Annotated in this window: 15 protein-coding genes; 5 read left to right on the plus strand and 10 right to left on the minus strand. The window is 72.1% G+C overall.

All coding sequences use genetic code 11. From position 1 onward, the window contains the following. Positions 1-98: 98 nt before the first annotated feature. Together ACLQ27_RS20200 and ACLQ27_RS20205 are read right to left on the minus strand one after the other, a co-directional pair. The gene (locus ACLQ27_RS20200) at positions 99-1,352 is read right to left on the minus strand and encodes a hypothetical protein (RefSeq protein WP_425868128.1); all 1,254 of its coding nucleotides are present in this window, start codon (positions 1,350-1,352) and stop codon (positions 99-101) included. Between the two features lie 62 nt (positions 1,353-1,414). Further along, complete coding sequence (locus tag ACLQ27_RS20205; RefSeq protein WP_425868129.1) at positions 1,415-3,247, minus strand: DUF2079 domain-containing protein; 1,833 nt, start codon at positions 3,245-3,247, stop codon at positions 1,415-1,417. A gap of 212 nt (positions 3,248-3,459) precedes the next feature. Between ACLQ27_RS20205 and ACLQ27_RS20210 the strand changes: the two genes are divergently transcribed. Beyond that, the gene (locus tag ACLQ27_RS20210) at positions 3,460-4,701 is read left to right on the plus strand and encodes an extracellular catalytic domain type 1 short-chain-length polyhydroxyalkanoate depolymerase (protein WP_357496655.1); all 1,242 of its coding nucleotides are present in this window, start codon (positions 3,460-3,462) and stop codon (positions 4,699-4,701) included. Positions 4,702-4,794: 93 nt separating this feature from the next. Here ACLQ27_RS20210 and ACLQ27_RS20215 read toward each other — a convergent pair whose 3' ends face one another. Together ACLQ27_RS20215 and ACLQ27_RS20220 are read right to left on the minus strand one after the other, a co-directional pair. After that, on the minus strand, positions 4,795-5,694 hold the full coding sequence (locus tag ACLQ27_RS20215) for a TIGR01777 family oxidoreductase (RefSeq protein WP_357496657.1): 900 nt from the start codon (positions 5,692-5,694) through the stop codon (positions 4,795-4,797). A 145-nt stretch (positions 5,695-5,839) separates the two neighbouring features. Beyond that, the gene (locus tag ACLQ27_RS20220; protein WP_425868132.1) at positions 5,840-6,829 is read right to left on the minus strand and encodes an aldo/keto reductase; all 990 of its coding nucleotides are present in this window, start codon (positions 6,827-6,829) and stop codon (positions 5,840-5,842) included. A gap of 60 nt (positions 6,830-6,889) precedes the next feature. Here ACLQ27_RS20220 and ACLQ27_RS20225 point away from each other — a divergent pair, with 60 nt between their 5' ends. Continuing rightward, the gene (locus ACLQ27_RS20225; protein ID WP_234590299.1) at positions 6,890-7,276 is read left to right on the plus strand and encodes a MerR family transcriptional regulator; all 387 of its coding nucleotides are present in this window, start codon (positions 6,890-6,892) and stop codon (positions 7,274-7,276) included. Positions 7,277-7,426: 150 nt separating this feature from the next. On the opposite strand, the gene ACLQ27_RS20230 is transcribed toward ACLQ27_RS20225, so the two are convergent. The 3 genes from ACLQ27_RS20230 to ACLQ27_RS20240 all read right to left on the minus strand — a co-directional run bounded on the left by ACLQ27_RS20230 (position 7,427) and on the right by ACLQ27_RS20240 (position 9,618). Next, complete coding sequence (locus tag ACLQ27_RS20230; protein WP_357575180.1) at positions 7,427-7,927, minus strand: hemerythrin domain-containing protein; 501 nt, start codon at positions 7,925-7,927, stop codon at positions 7,427-7,429. 92 nt (positions 7,928-8,019) lie between these two features. Then, positions 8,020-9,357, minus strand: coding sequence for a low temperature requirement protein A (locus ACLQ27_RS20235; RefSeq protein WP_357496664.1), 1,338 nt, complete (start codon positions 9,355-9,357; stop codon positions 8,020-8,022). Between the two features lie 45 nt (positions 9,358-9,402). After that, positions 9,403-9,618, minus strand: a complete 216-nt coding sequence (locus ACLQ27_RS20240) for a hypothetical protein (RefSeq protein ID WP_425868134.1) — start codon at positions 9,616-9,618, stop codon at positions 9,403-9,405. On the opposite strand from ACLQ27_RS20240, the gene ACLQ27_RS20245 reads away from it, so the two are divergent. Next, positions 9,617-10,552 (plus strand): SDR family NAD(P)-dependent oxidoreductase, encoded by a 936-nt coding sequence (locus ACLQ27_RS20245; protein ID WP_357575182.1) that lies wholly within the window; start codon positions 9,617-9,619, stop codon positions 10,550-10,552. The genes ACLQ27_RS20240 and ACLQ27_RS20245 overlap by 2 nt on opposite strands. 63 nt (positions 10,553-10,615) lie before the next feature. On the opposite strand, the gene sucB is transcribed toward ACLQ27_RS20245, so the two are convergent. Both sucB and lpdA read right to left on the minus strand, forming a co-directional pair. Further along, positions 10,616-12,460, minus strand: a complete 1,845-nt coding sequence (gene sucB, locus ACLQ27_RS20250) for a 2-oxoglutarate dehydrogenase, E2 component, dihydrolipoamide succinyltransferase (protein ID WP_425868136.1) — start codon at positions 12,458-12,460, stop codon at positions 10,616-10,618. Positions 12,461-12,527: 67 nt separating this feature from the next. Further along, the gene (lpdA, locus tag ACLQ27_RS20255; RefSeq protein ID WP_357496672.1) at positions 12,528-13,919 is read right to left on the minus strand and encodes a dihydrolipoyl dehydrogenase; all 1,392 of its coding nucleotides are present in this window, start codon (positions 13,917-13,919) and stop codon (positions 12,528-12,530) included. 178 nt (positions 13,920-14,097) lie between these two features. Between lpdA and ACLQ27_RS20260 the strand changes: the two genes are divergently transcribed. After that, positions 14,098-14,427 (plus strand): hypothetical protein, encoded by a 330-nt coding sequence (locus ACLQ27_RS20260; RefSeq protein ID WP_357496674.1) that lies wholly within the window; start codon positions 14,098-14,100, stop codon positions 14,425-14,427. Positions 14,428-14,466: 39 nt separating this feature from the next. Here ACLQ27_RS20260 and ACLQ27_RS20265 read toward each other — a convergent pair whose 3' ends face one another. Then, a complete protein-coding gene (locus ACLQ27_RS20265; protein ID WP_357496676.1) occupies positions 14,467-16,041 on the minus strand; it encodes a leucyl aminopeptidase in 1,575 nt (524 codons plus the stop codon). Positions 16,042-16,203: 162 nt separating this feature from the next. Between ACLQ27_RS20265 and gcvT the strand changes: the two genes are divergently transcribed. Next, on the plus strand, positions 16,204-17,334 hold the full coding sequence (gene gcvT / locus ACLQ27_RS20270) for a glycine cleavage system aminomethyltransferase GcvT (RefSeq protein WP_425868139.1): 1,131 nt from the start codon (positions 16,204-16,206) through the stop codon (positions 17,332-17,334). Positions 17,335-17,442 lie beyond the last annotated feature (108 nt).

Consider the following 17,442-nt stretch of genomic DNA (forward strand, 5'->3'; position numbering starts at 1 on the left):
GCCTAGTCCCGCCGACCGCTCAGACCTCCCGTGAGCCGCCTCACCGGGACTCCTGACCGCGACTCCGGGCGGGCGTGCGGTGACGGCTCCGGCCGGCTTCACGAGCTCGGCGTCGGATCGACGGAGCGGCGGCGACGCAGGCGGCGGTAGAGGAGGGCGGCAGTGAGCAGCGGCGGCACGGCCACCGCCAGGTAGACCCAGAGTGGGGCGGCGAACGGCGACGGGCGGCGCTCCGGACCGCCGAACGCGGCCCTGGTCAGCAGATCACCCGGCACCGCCAGGCCGGTCGAACCGTCCGGCGCGGTCACCAGCACTTCGAGGTCACCGCCGGGCGACAGCGCGGCGAGGGTGGCCCGCCGGTCCTCGACCCGTTCCGCCGCGTTCACCTGCTCTATGACGGGGGCGTCGCCGCGCCAACCGACGATCCCGGTGACCGACGGGCCGACAAACAGGGGCTGACCAGCGGCCTGGCCGGTGGCGGCGTCCAGGAATTCGACTCGCCAGATGCGCGCCGCCACCTGATCGGCTGTGCACCGAGGGCCGGCGCAGCCGTCGAAGGCGAGCAGCGCGATCCGTCGGCCGTCGGGGTGCCAGGCGGCCGGGCCGGCCAGTATCCGCCGATCACCCAGGTCGACCTGCCAATGGGGTCCGCCGCCGCCGGCCGGGTCGACGACCACCAGTCGCTGAAGCTCGGCGCCGCTGGCGGCCGGGTCGGGCCAGCCGGCCACCGCCACCAGGTCGCCGCTGGGCGACCAGGCCGCCGCAGTGTGCCCGGCGAATGTGCCGACGTCGACCACCCGCTCGGTGCTCCGGTACGGGTCGACGAGGAGCAGGTCGTCTGGCTTCTCCGGGTCGTTGAGCTGCTCGTTGTTCGGCCCGTAAGTGATCACGGAGTCGTCGTTGCTGCGGGTGCCCAACACCTGCTGCCCATCCGGGGACCAGGCGAACGGATAGATGCCGGTGCTCAGCGTACGGCGCTGCTGGCCGGTGGTGAGGTCCAGCAACTCGCCGGTGTCCGGCCGCAGGTAGTGCCGCCCGTCCGGGGAGAGCAGCCCGTGCCCCTCGCCGACGTGCAACGGGATCAGCCGGTAACCGCCGTCCCGGCCGACCAGCACACCGGTCGACTCGAAATAGCGGGTGCGATTGGTGAAGAAGATCAGAGCAGCCGGGCCGGTCGGGCGCTGCCGGACGGTGGCCTGCCACAGAAACGGATCGTGCACCCGGGTCGGCACCGCGCCGCCAGTGCTGCCGGTGGCGGTGCTTTCGCCGGCCGACGCGACTGGGGCGCTCAGCGCCACGAGCGCCAGGGCGGCGCCCAGCGCGGCGCTACGTCGAACTCGGGTGCCGGTCATGCGCATCACTTCATTAGACGCCACGTCGACCGGTAACGATGCCCCGGTTCGCCGCGCCGGGTCTATCGGTCCGTCGGCGGGATGCGCCAGATCCACACGTCGTCGACCCGCTGCGGCTCGCCGAACAGCGCGGTGGCCGTCCGCCGGACCGCGGCCTCGTCGACCTCGAACTTCGCGCCGTGCACCTCGTCGGCGAGGACCACCGTCTCGATCCGCCAGTGCCGCAGGTCGGAGGTGACCTCCCGCTTCGTGCCGTCGGTGATGATCGGCACCAGCCCGGTGCGGCCGGCCTGGTCCATGAGTGCGCTCAGGGTGCGCGGCACCGGCCCGATCCGGCCCCGCCCGTCCGGGCCGCCGGGGCCGAGGAAGAAGCCGCCGGGGATCGCGAACTCGCCCTGCCGGTGCGACAGGGCGTACGCCTGCCAGCGTTGCCCGTCGGGGTAGATGTCCACGGCCAGCGGCACCGGGGTCAACGTGTTGCCGTCGGAGACGTACTGTCGCCAGGCGCCGGACGTGATGAAGTGCGGGATGGGCTCGCGCTCCCGGGTCAGCAGCGGGGTGGGCAGCAGCGGCAGCAGGGCCACCGCGAACCCCAGCGACCAGGCCAGCTCCGTCGACCGGTGCCGGGGCGGCGCGGCTCGCAGCTGGTCGAGGGTGTACGCCAGCAGCACCCCGATCACCGGTGCCACCACCAGGGCCAGCCGGGCGGGCAGCGCGGCGTTCACGACCGGCAGCTGCCCGAGCACGTCGAACGGCATGGGCAGGTCGGTACGGCGTCCGTCGATTTTCGCCACCGGCCCGAAGGACAGCACCGTGAAGATCACCGCGACGACGCCCAGCGCCCAGAGGACGGCCCGACGGCCGGGGTCGGCGCGTCGCCAGAGCACGACGAAGCAGACCACGGTGAGCACCAGCAGCGGGATACCGAAGAACGAGTTCTCCTCGGTGGGGTTCGGCGCCAGCGAGGTGCCCAGCCCGACCTCCCCGGCCAGGGACCGGCGCGGGAAGGCGACGAACGCGGCGATGTCCTCGGAGTGGATCACCGGGTCGAAGCCGGTGCCGTGGAACCGCTGCGGCCCGGCGAAGTGCAGCCACAGCGGGTACGACAGCAGCACCCCGGCGACAACGGCGGTCACGCCGAGCCCGCGCAGGAAATTGGGCAGCGCGGCGCGGGCCTCGGCCCGGTGGGCCGGGTGCAGCGCCCAGACGGCCACGAACACGCCGAGCGCGAGGGCTGCGAAGAACAGGCCCTCGGCGGCGATCGAGAAGGCCACCGCGACCAGAGCGCCGAGGATCACCCCGTCGCGCAGCCAGTGCCCGGGGCGGCGCAGCGCGAACAGCCGCCAGATCAGCAGCGGCACCAGCCAGCCGGCGGTCCAGTTCAGGTGGGCGTTGGCGTGCGAGACCATGCCGGGGGAGTACGCGATGAACAGGCCGCCGACCCCGGCGGCGAGGCGGCTGCGCACCACGTGCCGTGAGAGCAGCCAGTACCAGGCCAGCGCGGTGGCGAGCAGGTTCAGCGTGAGGATCACCAGGAACGTCGCCGGTGGCCCGATGAGGTACGTGAGCGGGGCGAAGACCACCGCGTACACCGTGATCGAGGTGTTGACCGCGAGGTTCACGCCGTCCGGGACATTGATCAGGTACGTGAAGAAGGGGTTCTCCCCGTGGGTGACCGCGTGCCCGCCGAAGGCCAGCAGCCACTCGAACAGCGCCTGGTCGCTGGAGTTGACGGTGATCGCGCGAACGTTCGGGTCCCGCCACAGGCCGCTGGTCACCCAGACGGCGAGCGCGAGCGCCACCAGCACGACGATCAGGTCGGCCCGGCGGTCCCGGAGGGCGCGCGGCGGCGACGCGGGTGCGGGCCCGGTGGCCAGCGACGGGGAGGACGGCACGCAGCGGACGTTACCAACCGGACCTGGACGAGCCGGTCAGACCGGCGGTTGTTGTCGACTCCGCTGCCTGCGCGGTGGCCATGGTTCGTCGTACACAACGGCTGCCGTGAATGTGTGAGTGTGCGCCATGTCATAGCGGCGACACATCGTCGTAACGTCTCGGCAACTCGACCGTGACCCAGTTCACAGTCTGCCCCTCTCAGGAGGCCGCCGTGCGCCGCTCCACATCCACCCTCAACCGGCTGCTCGGTGCGGCCACCGGGCTCGTCCTCGCCGTGGCGGGGGCGATCACCCTCGCCACGCCCGCCCAGGCCGCCAGCCTCACCCAGGTCACCGGGTTCGGCTCCAACCCGGGCAACCTCGCCATGTACGCCTACCGGCCGGACAACCTGCCGGCCAACTCCCCGGCCGTGGTGCTGCTGCACGGGTGCACGCAGAACGCCTCCGGCTACTTCAGCGGTTCCGGCTGGCAGAAGTACGCCGACCTGTGGAAGTTCACGCTCATCGTCGCCCAGCAGCCGTCCGGCAACAACGCCAACTCCTGCTTCAACTTCTTCGAGAGCGGCGACACCACCCGGGGGCAGGGCGAGGCGCTGTCGATCAAGCAGATGGTCGACCACGCCAAGGCGAACTACGCGGTCGACGGCTCCCGGGTCTTCGTCAGCGGCCTCTCGGCGGGCGGGGCGATGAGCGCGGTCATGCTCGCGACGTACCCGGACGTCTTCGCCGCCGGCTCGATCATCGCCGGCATCCCGTACCGCTGCGCCACCAGCATGGTCAACGCGTTCAGCTGCATGAACCCGGGCACCGACAAGAGCCCGGCCGCCTGGGGCGACCTGGTCCGTGGCGCCTACTCCGGCTACACCGGCCCGCGCCCCCGGGTGGCCATCTGGCACGGCACGTCGGACACCACTGTCACCCCGCTCAACGGCACCGAGTCCCGCGACCAGTGGACCAACGTGCGGGGGATCTCGCAGACGCCGACCAGCACGTCGTCGCTGCCCGCCAACACCAGCCTGGAGGTGTACGGCAACGACGAGGTACGCCTCTACCGGGTCTCCGGCATGGGCCACGGCACCCCGGTCGACCCGGGCTCCGCCGCTGACCAGTGTGGCACCGCCGGCGCGTACTTCCTGGACACCATCTGCTCGACGTACCGCGACGCGCTCTTCTTCGGCCTCAACGGCGGCGGCAGCACCCCCACCCCGACCCCCACGGCCACCCCCACCAGCACGCCGAGCCCCACGGCCAGCCCGACGCCGAGCCCGACCCCGACCACGCCGGCGACCTGCGTGACGGCGAGCAACTACGCCCACGTCACGGCCGGTCGGGCGTACCAGTCCGGCGGCTACGCCTACGCGAACGGCTCCAACCAGCGCATGGGCCTCTACAACACCTTCTACACGAGCACCCTCAAGCAGACCGCCCCCAACTACTGGGTGATCGGCTGCTGACCCCCAACCCCACCCCCACCCCCGGTGATCAAGAGGTTTGCGTCAGGATCCGCCCCCCGGATGACGCAAACCTCTTGATCAACTGGATGAGGGTCAGGCGGTCAGGGCCGCCTGGAGGGCCTGGGGGAGGGTTCGGTGGTGGTAGGGGTAGTTGGCCTTGGTCAGGACTCCGGGGTGGACTCTCGTGCTGGTCAGGGCCTCGTGGGCGAAGCCGCCCAGCGCCACCTTCAGGGCCAGGGCGGGAATCGGGATGATCGCCGGCCGGTGCAGCTGGCGGGCCAGCTCCCGGGTGAACTCGGCATTGGTCACCGGATGCGGCCCCACCACGTTGACCGGGCCGGCGATCTCGTCGTGGGCCAGCAGGAAGAGGGTCGCGTCCAGCCAGTCGGCCATCGAGATCCACGGCAGCCACTGCCGGCCACTGCCCAGCCGTCCGGCGATGCCCAGCCGGAACGGCAGCAACTGCGGCTTGAGCAGCCCACCGTCGCGGTGCAGGGGCAGGCCGGTGCGCAGTCGCACCACGCGTACGCCGGCGTCCTCGGCCGGACGGGTCGCGGCCTCCCACACCCGGCAGACGTCGGCCAGGAAACCCTCGCCGGCGGGCGCGTCCTCCTCCACGACCCGGTCGCCCGTGTTGCCGTACCAACCGACTGCCGACGAGTTGAGCAGCGCCTTCGGTCGGTCGGCGGCCGGCAACCCGGCGATCGTCGTCGCCAGCGTCGTGCTGCTGTCCACCCGGCTGGTGCGGATCAGCCGCCGGTAGTCGTCGTTCCAGCGCTTGTCGCCGACGCCTGCGCCGGCCAAATTGATGACGGCGTCCGCGCCGGCGACCGCCGCCGGGTCGAGATGGCCGGCCGCCGGGTCCCACTGCCGCTCTCGCGGGTCGCGCGCCGGTCGGCGCACCAACCGGGTGACCTCGTGCCCGTCGGCGGCGAGCCGGTCGCCCAGCCGGCTGCCGAGAAAGCCGGACGCGCCGGCCAGAAGGATCCGCATGCCCTTATCTTCGTCGAAAACGTCACCCTCGGACGCGCCCCGGCCCCACTCCCCGCCGATCTTGCACTTTGTGTCGTCGTTCTGCCCGGCAAGGTCCGTTCTGCCGGGACAGCAAGTGCAAGATCGGCGAAGAACGGGGTGGGGGTCAGGCTTGGCGTAGGTCGGCCAGGAGGTTTTCCACCTCGGCGTATTGCTCCTGCGGGAGCGGGCCCAGGGTCAGGGTCGCCAGGTTCTCGTCGGCCTGGGCCACCGTACGGAGGCCGGGAATCGGCACCGTGCGCGGGCTGCGGGCCAGCAGCCAGCCCAGCGCGCCCTGCGCGAGGGTCCGACCGTCCGCGGTGAGCGCCGCGCGGACCTGCTCGACCCGTGCCGCCCACTGCGGCGTGGGCCGGCCGTCGGTGAACCACTGCAACCACTCGGGCGCCCGACCGCGCACGTCGTCCGCGCCGAGCGTGCGGCTCGACTCGGTGAGCAGGCCCATCGCCAGCGGTCCCCGGTTGAGGCTGGCCAGGTCGTGGCGGTCGCAGACGGCGAGCACCGCCGCGTTGTCGCTCAGCACCGACTCGTCGTGCTGGATGGCGGCACTGTTCTTGCCAGCCGCCGCGAACGCGTCCGCCGAGGCCGGGTTGTCGGTGCTCCAGCCGTACGCCCGGATCTTGCCCTGGTCGACCAGCTCCTCCAGGGTGCCGACCAGGTCGAGCGCGGCGGGCGTCGGCAGTTCGTTGATGTGCAGCTGGTAGAGGTCCACGTGGTCGGTGCCGAGCCGCCGCAGTGAATCCTCCAGGCTGCGCACGGCGAACGCCGGGCTGGCGTCGGTGCCGAGCGCCCGCCGGGTGGCCTCGTCGCTGACGTTGCCGAACTTGGTGGCGATCACCGCCTCGTCCCGGCGACCCGCCAGGGCCCGACCGAGGATGCGCTCGCTGTGCCCGGCGCCGTAGTTGCTGGCGGTGTCGAACAGAGTCACCCCGAGATCGAGGGCCCGGTGGATGGTCCGGATCGACTCGTCGTCGTCCACCTCTCCCCAACCGAACGGCTGGCCGTCGTCACCCCAGAGCGGGCCGCCGATCGCCCAGCACCCCATCCCGATCGCGCTCACCTCGATGCCGCTGCGTCCCAGCGTTCGTGTCGTCGTCATGCGGACCAGCCTCCAACCTGGAGTGCGCTCCAGGTCAAGGGGTGGCTACCATGCCGAGACATGACCGGTTACGCGCCCGCGGAGGCCGCCCGGCGCAGCGGCTTCAGCCTGGACACGCTGCGGTACTACGAGAAGATCGGCCTGCTGGCCGACGTGAATCGCACGGCGGGCGGCCAGCGCGTCTTCACCGACGACGACCTGAGCTGGCTGGTGCTGTTCCGCTGCCTGCGCGACACCGGGATGCCGATCGCCCAGATGTGCCGGTACGCGGCCCTCGCCCGCGAGGGCGAGCACACCGTCGACGAACGGCGCGAGCTGCTGCAACGACACGCGGCCCAGGTCGAGGAGCAGATGCGCCTGCTCCAGCGCCAGTACGACCACCTCCGGGAGAAGATCCGCTTCTACGAGCGCCTGCCCGGCCCGACCCCGCCGGACGACGACCGGTGACGGCCGGGCGGGCCGGCGCGGGCCGCGCGCTGCGGCACGCCGAGGTGGCGGATTCCCGGGCCGGCGTGGGTCATGCGCTGCGGCACGCCGAGGTGGCGGTCTCCCCGGTCGGCGACACCGGCAGGTCGGCGACCGGGAGTCGATCTCGGCTCAGCCGGTCGGCGCCGTCAGGCCGAGCAGTTGCTCGGCGGTCCCGGGTCGACCGGTCAGCGCGTTCAGGGCGCTGACCAGCCGCTTCTCCTCGTAGCGGAAGTGCGACTCCAGCAGGGCGGCCAACCCGTCCAGCTCGGCGCGTACCTGGGTGGTCGGCAGCGGGCGGTCGTCGCCCAGCAGTTCCTCGACCCGGCCCAGAATCCCCGCCACGACCTCGTGGTCGACGATCAGGTTGGCCAGGACCGGGCGCAGCTCGGGCACCTCGTCGGCCAGGACCCGGAACGCGCCCGCGTCCTCACCTGTGTGGTGGCGGCCGAGCGCGGCGCAGAAGGTCAGACAGTGGGCCCGCAGGTCGCGCGACGGGCGGGCGTCGCCGCTGGGGGTGTCACCGAGGTCGGCCCGCAGGCGGGCCAGCTCCGCGCCGAGCCAGAGGTGGATCTCGATCATCTGGTTGCCGACGGCGGCGAGCCGCTCGGCGGGTGAACTGTTCGGGTGCACGTTCGTCCCATGCTGTCCCCGCGCCTCCATGCCCACGGCGGCCTTCGTGCCGGGTGCACCGCGACGCTGTGCCGGAGCTTACCCTCCGGCGGTCACGGCGTGGTGGGCTCGTCCGGCTCCCGGAGGTCGTGCCAGCGGGCCCGCCACGCGGCCTCGTGCGCCTCGTGGCTGGTCCGCTCCTCGAAGACGACGGCGCGCAGCGCGTGCCGGGACGTCGACATCACCATCACCTCCACGGCCACCAGCGCCACGCAGATCACCGTCGCGAGGGTGAGCGCGCCCAAGGCGGGCAGATGCTGGCCGACCGGCAGGGCCGCGGTCAGCACCACGATGACGCCCACCCGGCTCCAGCTGAGGGTACGCAGGGTCCGGAGCTGGAACAGGATGTTGACGGCGTAGTAGCAGATCAGCCCGCCGAAGAGCATCGGTACGGCCGGCCCGTCGGCCTTCTCGGCAAGGCCGCCGGCCGGGTCGGTGATCTTGTGCAGGATCTCCTCGTTGCCGATGGAGAAGAGGATGATCCCGGCGATCATCGGCAGGTAGAGGTACGCGTACGCGTCACGGGCCATCGCCACCCGGGGAGCGCCCTCCGCCGCGTGCAGGGCGATCCGGGCGGCCGGGCCGATGAAGTCGAAGTGCGCCCACCAGAGGGCGGCGGTGACCACGATGCTGAGCGTGGCGGCCGCCACCGCCGGCCAGGTCACCGGCTTGCCGAGCAGGTTGCCGCCCACGCCGGTGGAGATGACGGACTCGCCCAGCGCGATGATCAGGATGAGGTCGTAGCGTTCGGTCCAGTGCTCGGCGCTGGTCACCCCCCAGCCCCAGGTGCCGACGATGAAGCCGGTGGCGAACTGGACCACCACCACGGCGATCCACAGGCCGTCCCGGACCATCGCGGCCTGGTTCGGGTCGGCGATCTGCGGCGGGATCAGCGCGGCGGCCAGCAGCAGGACGATGCTGGCGGCCAGCTCGGGGGCGAACCGGCGCAGTTGCCGGCGCTCCTGCGGGCTGTCCCGCACCACATGCTGGTAGAGGATCCAGTGGATGCCACGGACCACCACGTAGCTGACGGCCACCAGCATCGGACCACCGGCGCTGCCCTTCGGGTCGCTGAACGCCTGTGGCAGCGCCAGCGCGAACGCGAACAGGGCGGCCATCGCCACCACCATGAGCACCGGGACGTAACCCTCGCCGAGCCGTACCCGGGTGGCGACCAGGCTGTGCACCACCCAGCACCACCAGAGCACGGCCAGCACCAGGGCGGCGTGCAGCAGCTGTCGACCGGAGATGTTCGCGGCCGTGGCGCGAGTGATGATGAAGAACGAGAAGACGAAGACCAGGTCGAAGAAGACCTCGAACTTGTCCACCCGTGCGCCGGGGGCGATCGGGACGGCTGGTCCCAGTTGTCCACCCCGCCGGAAGCCGCCCACGGTCCCACTCTGGCAGCGTCCGGCCTGCCCGGAGGACGGAACGGGTCAGCCCGCGTCGCGCGACCGCAGGCCGCCCACCAGCAGGTCGAGCAGCCGGTGCAGGCTCCGGGCGTACGGGTGGGTGCCGGACGTTACCTCCGGTCCGGGGCGGGAAACCGCCTGGACCGCGGCCGGAAGCAGCCGTTCGCGGTTGTGCAGCGCGTCCGCCCGCAACGGGCGCGGACCGACCGGCCCGCCCCACCCTGGACAAGGATGGATCATGACGACGAGCAATCCGATCACCACTTCGTTCGCCCATGACTCCACGGCCATGGACGTGATCCGGGGCGTGGACCTCGTCGGCCGGCGGGCGATAGTCACCGGCGGCTCGTCCGGCATCGGCGTGGAGACCGCCCGTGCCCTGGCCAGCGCCGGCGCGGAGGTCACCCTGGCCGTGCGCAACCCCGACGCCGGCCAGGAGGCCGCCGACGACATCACCGGCACCACAGGCAACGACCGTGTGCTGATCGCCCCGCTCGACCTCGCCGACCAGGATTCGGTCGCCGACTTCGTGGCCAACTGGGACGGCCCGCTGCACATCCTGGTCAACAACGCCGGCATCATGGCCGCCCCCCTGAGCCGCACCCCACAGGGTTGGGAGATGCAGTTCGCCACCAACCACCTCGGGCACTTCGCGCTCGCCACCGGGCTGCGTCCGGCGCTCGCCGCCGCCGACGGGGCCCGGATCGCCTCGGTCAGCTCCGCCGCCCACCTGCGCTCGCCGGTGGTCTTCGACGACATCCAGTACGACCGCCGCGAGTACGAGCCGTGGCAGGCGTACGGGCAGTCCAAGACGGCAAACGTGCTCTTCGCCGTGGAGGCGACCCGCCGCTGGGCCGACGACGGCATCTTCGCCAACTCGCTGATGCCCGGCGCGATCCAGACCAACCTCCAGCGTTACGTGAGCGAGGAGGAGCTGAATCGGATGCGCGCCGGTAACGCGGCGGCCTGGAAGACCGTCGAACAGGGCGCCGCCACCTCGGTGCTGGTCGCCGCCTCGCCACTGCTCGACGGCGTGGGCGGGCGCTACTTCGAGGACTGTCAGCAGGCCGCCCCGGCCCGGCCCGGCGGCCGCACCGGCGTCGCCGACTACGCGCTGGACCCGGAGGCCGCCGAACGGCTCTGGAAGGTCTCGACGGATCTGCTCAAGGGGTGAGCGGCGTAGACGAAGGGGCGCCCCGGTCGACGACCGGGGCGCCCCTTTCGGCGTTACTGCGGATCAGGCCAGGCCCAGCTCCGACTCGAAGTTGCCGCCCTCCAGCCGCTCCTTGACCGCGGTCAGGAAGCGGGCCGCGTCGGCACCGTCGATCAGGCGGTGGTCGTAGGACATGGCCAGGTAGACCATCGACCGGACCGCGATGACCTCGCCCAGCTCCGGGTCGTTGACCACGACCGGACGCTTCACCACGGCACCCGTACCGAGCATCGCCGACTGCGGCGACGGCACGATCGGAGTGTCGAAGAGAGCGCCCCGGCTGCCCGTGTTGGTGAGCGTGAAGGTCGCGCCGGCCATCTCGTCCGGGGTGATCTTGTTGTTCCGGGTGCGCTCGGCCAGGTCGGCGATCCGCTTGGCGATGCCGCCCATGTTGAGGTCACCGGCGTTGTGGATGACCGGCACGAGCAGGCCGCGCTCGGTGTCCACGGCGATACCGAGGTGCTCGGCGGCCGGGTAGGTGATCGTGCCACCGTCCAGGTCCATGCTCGCCTGGATGATCGGGTGGGTCTGCAGGGCCTCGATGGCGGCGAGGGCGAAGAACGGCAGGAAGGACAGCTTCACGCCGTGCTTGGCCAGGAACGAGTCCTTGGCCTGGGCCCGCAGCTTGGCGACCTTGGTGACGTCGACCTCGACGACAGTGGTCAGCTGCGCCGTCTCGTGCAGCGACTGCTGCATCCGCTTGGCGATTGTCGCCCGGATCCTCGGCAGCTTCTCCGTGGTGCCCCGCTTGGCGCTCGGCTGCGCCTTGGCGGCCGGCTTGGCCGCAGGGGCCGACGGCGCGGCGGCCGGCTGCGCGGCCGGAGCCGGCGCGGCCTTGGCGGCCTTGGCCTTCTCGGCCGCGTCGAGGACGTCCTGCTTGCGGATGCGGCCACCCACACCGGTGCCGTTGAGCGAGGCCAGGTCGACGCCGTGCTCGCTGGCCAGCTTGCGGACCAGCGGGGTGACGTACCCGGCGGCCTCGTCGCCGCCACCCGGCGCCGGAGCGGACGGGCGCTGCGGCGCGGCGGTCGGCGCGGACGGCTGAGCCGCCTGCTCGGCCTGCGCCGGCTGCGCCGAGGTCTCCGCCTCAGCGGCCGGCTCGTTGTACGACACGCCCGACGTGGGCTCCTCGACCTTCGGCTCCGGCTTCGGCTCGGCCTTCGGCGCCGGCGCGGCCTCCGCCTTCGGCTCGGGCTTCGGCTCGGGCTTGGCCTGAGCGGGGGCACCACCGGCGACGCCGATGATCGCCAGGTCGGCGCCGACGTCGGCGGTCTCGTCCTCGGCGACCTTGATCTCCAGCACCGTGCCGGCGACCGGCGACGGGATCTCCGTGTCCACCTTGTCGGTGGAGACCTCCAGCAGCGGCTCGTCCACCTCGATGGTGTCGCCGACCTGCTTGAGCCAGCGCGTGACCGTACCCTCGGTGACGCTCTCACCCAGGGCCGGCATCTTCACCGCGGTGCCCTCGCCCGACGACGCGGCGGCCGGAGCCGGCGTCTCGGCCGGGGCCTCGTCCTGGGCCACCTCGTCGGCGGTGCCCTCGGCGGCGGCCGTCGGCTCGGCGGCCGGCTCGACCTCCTCGGCCGGGGCCTGCTCCTGCGGCGCGGCCTCGCCGCCACCGGTCGACTCGCCCTCACCGGCGATGACGGCCAGCTCGCTGCCGACCTCGGCGGTCTCGTCCTCGCCGACCACGATCCGGCTCAGCACGCCCGCCGCGGGCGACGGGATCTCGGTGTCGACCTTGTCGGTCGAGACCTCGAGCAGGGGCTCGTCGACCTCGACCGTGTCGCCCTCCTGCTTGAGCCAGCGCGTGACGGTGCCCTCGGTGACGCTCTCGCCGAGCCGGGGCATGGTGACCGATACCGGCATGTTCTCCAGACTCCTTCATTCCCCTTGGGGGATCTTCGCCCGTCGCCGGACGCCGCGGTTTGGGTGATCAGGCGTGCGCGTGCAGCGGCTTGCCGGCGAGGGCCAGGTGCGCCTCGCCCAGGGCCTCGTTCTGGGTGGGGTGGGCGTGCACGAGCTGGGCGACCTCGGCCGGGTAGGCCTCCCAGTTGTAGATGAGCTGCGCCTCACCGATCAGCTCACCCACCCGCGCGCCGACCATGTGGACGCCGACGACGGGGCCGTCCTCGACCCGGACCAGCTTCACGAAGCCGGTGGTCTTGAGGATCTGGCTCTTGCCGTTACCGCCCAGCGGGTAGTTGTACGTCTGGACCTTGTCGGCCCCGTACTGCTCCTTGGCCTTCGTCTCGGTCAGACCCACCGACGCCAGCTCCGGGTCGCAGTAGGTGACCCGCGGGATGCCCACCTCGTCGATGACGGCCGGGGTCTGCCCGGCGATCTCCTCGGCGACGAAGATGCCCTGCTGGAAGCCCCGGTGCGCGAGCTGGAGGCCGGGCACGATGTCGCCGACGGCGTAGACGTTCGGCACGCTGGTGCGCAGCCGCTCGTCGGTCAGCACGTAGCCGCGGTCCATCTTGACGCCCTGCTCCTCGTACCCGAGGTTGGCGGTGTTCGGGCCGCGACCGACGGCGACCAGCAGCAGCTCGGCCTCGACGGTCTCGCCGCCCTGAATGGTCAGCTTGACGCCGTTCTCGGTCTTCTCGACCTTCTCGAACGGCTTGCCGACCTTGAAGTTGATCTTCCGCTTGCGGAACGCCCGCTCCAGCGCCTTGGACGACTCCTCGTCCTCGGCCGCGACCAGTCGGGGCAGCGCCTCGACGATCGTCACGTCAGCGCCGAAGGACTTCCACACGCTGGCGAACTCGACGCCGATCACACCGCCGCCGAGGACGATCACCGACGAGGGGACCCGGTCCAGGGTCAGCGCGTGGTCGCTCGTGATGATCCGCTCGCCGTCGACCTCCAGGCCGGGCAGGCTCTTGGCGTACGAGCCGGAGGCCAGCACGACGTTGCGGCCGGTGTAGCGCTTGCCGTCCACCTCGACCACGTTCTTGCCGACCAGCTTGCCGGCGCCGGCCACGAAGGTGATCTTCTTCGAGCCACCCACCAGGCCCTGCAGACCCTTGTACAGGCGGGAGATCACGCCGTCCTTGTACGAGTTGACGCCGGCCATGTCGACGCCGACCAGCTCGGCCTTCACACCGAACTGCTCCGACTCGCGGGTCTGGTCGGCGATCTCCGCCGCGTGCAGCAGCGCCTTGGTCGGGATGCAGCCGTTGTGCAGGCAGGTCCCGCCGAGCTTGCCCTTTTCGATAAGCGCGACGGACAGGTCCAGCTGGGCGGCGCGCAGCGCCGCCGCGTAGCCGCCGCTGCCACCTCCGAGGATGACAATGTCGAAGGTCGCTTCGTTCGGCTCGCTCACGTCCAACTCCCAGGTCGCGTCACTGCATCGGGGGTCACGGAGGGGTAACACGGACACACCCCACCTCGGTCATCTTGTCACCACCGGGCACAGGGTGCGTAGTGAGGTGCCCAACGACACGTCATCGACACGTACCCTTGGCACCGTTGTCGATGACGTGACATGGGGGAGAGGTTCGGTGGGGTTGTTCCGGCGCCGGAAGCAGGCGCGTGTGCTGAGCCACGACCGCGCGGCCGACAGTGGGGATCTGGACCATCTCGCGCACTTCATCCGCAGTCGGCGCGGCGTCGAGGCGTTCATCGAGCCCCGGACGACTGTCACCCAGACCACAGTCATCCTGATCGCCGACGACGGGGAGTGGACACGCCGCCGCATCGACGGCCCGGACGGCGCGCGGCGCTTCGCGTACCGGATGGGCATCCCGGTGTACGACGTCCGGCTGATGGGCTACCCGCAGCGGATGCGCGACTTCAACGAACGCCGCAAGCGCCGCCCGGAGCAGTACTGACCTGCCGAGGGGCCCCACCCGGGGCCCCTCGGCACCACGTCAGCCGTTGGCGGCGACGTCCTCGACCAGCTGCACCAGCGTGCGGACCGGCACGCCGGTGCCGCCCTTGGTCCAGTAGCCGGTCGGCTCGCCCGAGTGGTAGCCCGGCCCGGCGATGTCGATGTGCGCCCACGCCACGTCGTCGGCCACGAACTCGCGCAGGAACACGCCGCCCTGCAGCATGTGCCCGGCCCGGTCCATCCCGGCGTTGACCTGCGAGATGTCCGCAACGTCGGAGTCCATGCCCTTGCGCACGTCGTCCGGCAGCGGCATCGGCCAGGCCGGCTCGCCGACCGCGTCGCCGACCGTCCGGACCCGCTCGCACAGCTCGGGCGTGCCCATCACGCCGGCCACCCGCTTGCCCAGCGCGATCACCTGACCGCCGGTGAGGGTGGAGGTCTCGAACAGGTAGTCGGTGCCGTCGGCGCACGCGCGGGCGATGGCGTCGGCCAGGACCATGCGGCCCTCGGCGTCGGTGTTGAGCACCTCCACCTTCTTGCCGCTGAACATGCTGATCACGTCGCCCGGCCGGTAGCTGGTGCCCGACGGCATGTTCTCGGCCATCGGCAGGTACGCGCTGACCGCCACGGCCGGCTTCAGCGCGGCGATCGCCAGCATGGCAGCGCCCACCGCGGCGGCGCCCGCCATGTCGGACTTCATCTCCCACATGCCCTGCGCCGGCTTGATCGAGATGCCACCGGTGTCGAAGGTGATCCCCTTGCCGACCAGCGCGACCCGCTTGCCGTTGCCGCCGTCCTGCGGGGTGTAGGTGAGCTTCACCAGTCGCGGCGGGGCCTCCGAGCCCTGCCCGACCGCGATGATGCCGCCGTACCCGCCCGCGGCCAGCGCCGCCTCGTCCAGCACCTCGACGCCGAGGCCCGCGTCACGGGCGGCGGCGGCCACGGCGTCGGCGAACGACGGGGGCCGCAGCTCGTTCGGGGCGGTGTTCACCCAGTCCCGGCTGAGCCGCACCGCGCCGGCGACCGCCTGCGCGCGGGTGATCTCCGCCTGGGCGGCCGGCTCGGCGGCGTCCGGAACGGAGATCAGCACCTCGGCCACCGGCTCGCGCCGGGTCGGCTGCGGACGGGTCTTGTAGCCGGCGAACCGGTACCCGCCGAGCAGCGCGCCCTCCGCGACCGCGCGCAGCGCGGCCGGCGCGTCCGAGTCGTCGGGCAGCGGCATGCTCAGCGCCACCTTCGGCGCCCCCGCCAGGGCCCGGACCGCCGCGCCGGCGGCCCGGCGCAGCGTCTCCGGCGCCGGGGCGGCGCCCGTCGGCTCCGGGCCGAGCCCGACCGCGACGACCAGCGGAGCGGTGACGGTGCCCAGCGTGGCCAGCTTGATGACCTCACCCGGCCCACCTGTCGCACCGAGCAGCGCGAGGGTCTCGGTCAGCTTGCCGTCGAAGGCGACGGCGATGCTCTCCGCGCCGCTGGCGAGCAGCAGGGTGCCGGCGAGGCCGCTGGTGGCGCCCTGCTCTCCGGTCTGGCTGTGCACGCCGATCACGATCGCGTCGACGGCGAGCTCGGCCGGGTCGGTGTCGACCAGGCTCAGGTTGGTGGTGCGGGGTGATGTCACTGAAGCTACTCCGGGCGGGCCGGGCCGGTCGCGACGTCGCGTACCAGCGGTGAAGGTCTCCGGCGGAACCTACCCGCCGGACGTCAGGGCTGTCCCGTCGATCACGCCAACGGGGTCCCGCCGATGCTAACCAGCGGCGTTGCCCCCGGTAAGTTGCCACCCATGACCGACGTGACCTCCGACGCCGCCGCGACCCGGCTGCGTCGTTCCCCGCTGCACGAGCGGCACACCGCCGCCGGCGCCAAGTTCGCCCCCTTCGGGGGCTGGGAGATGCCGCTGGAGTACGCCGGCGGCGGGGTGCTCAAGGAGCACGCCGCGGTGCGTACGGCGGTGGGGGTCTTCGACGTGTCGCACCTGGGCAAGGCCCGGGTGACCGGCCCCGGCGCGGCCGAGTTCGTCAACTCCTGCCTCAGCAACGACCTGCGCCGCATCGGGCCCGGCCGCGCGCAGTACACGCTGTGCTGCGACGACGCCACCGGCGGCGTGGTGGACGACATCATCGCCTACCTGTACGCCGACGACCACGTCTTCCTCATCCCGAACGCCGCGAACACCGCCGAGGTGGTGCGCCGGCTGCGCGCCGCCGCCCCGGAGCGGATCACCGTCACCGACGAGCACGAGGCGTACGCGGTGCTGGCCGTGCAGGGCCCCCGCTCGGGCGAACTGCTCGCCGCCCTCGATCTGCCCACCGAGCACGGCTACATGAGCTTCGACGCCGCCAACCTCGCCGCCGTGGAGCTGACCGTCTGCCGCACCGGCTACACCGGCGAGCTGGGCTACGAGCTGGTGGTGCCGGCGGAGCACGCGGTGACCGTGTGGGACGCCCTCTTCGCCGCCGGCGAGGCGTTCGAGCTGCGCGCCTGCGGGCTGGCCGCCCGGGACACGCTGCGCACCGAGATGGGCTACCCGCTGCACGGGCAGGACCTCTCGCTGGACATCACCCCGGTGCAGGCCCGCTCGGGCTGGGCGGTCGGGTGGGACAAGCCGGCCTTCTGGGGCCGCGACGCGCTGCTCGCCGAGAAGGCCGCCGGCCCTCGACGTACGCTGCGCGGCCTGGTGGCGGTCGACCGCGCCATCCCGCGCCCCGGTATGACGCTGCACGTGGGTGACAAGCAGGTCGGCACGGTGACCAGCGGCACCTTCAGCCCGACCCGCAAGCAGGGCATCGCCCTGGCCCTGCTGGACACGGACGCCAGCCTGGCCGAAGGCGACGAGGTGCAGGTCAACATCCGAGGCCGCCAAGCCCCCCTGCGCCTGCAGAAACCCCCCTTCGTAACCCCCTCAACCCACTAACCCCACCCACCCCCGACTCCCACGGGTCCGCCGCCCGCCCTCGCCCTGGTGATCAAGAGCTTTGCGTCATTCTCGGGCGAGATTCTGACCCAAATCTCTTGATCACCG

Origin of the sequence: Micromonospora sp. DT63 (genome assembly GCF_049841615.1) — a bacterium.
GTDB lineage: Bacteria > Actinomycetota > Actinomycetes > Mycobacteriales > Micromonosporaceae > Micromonospora.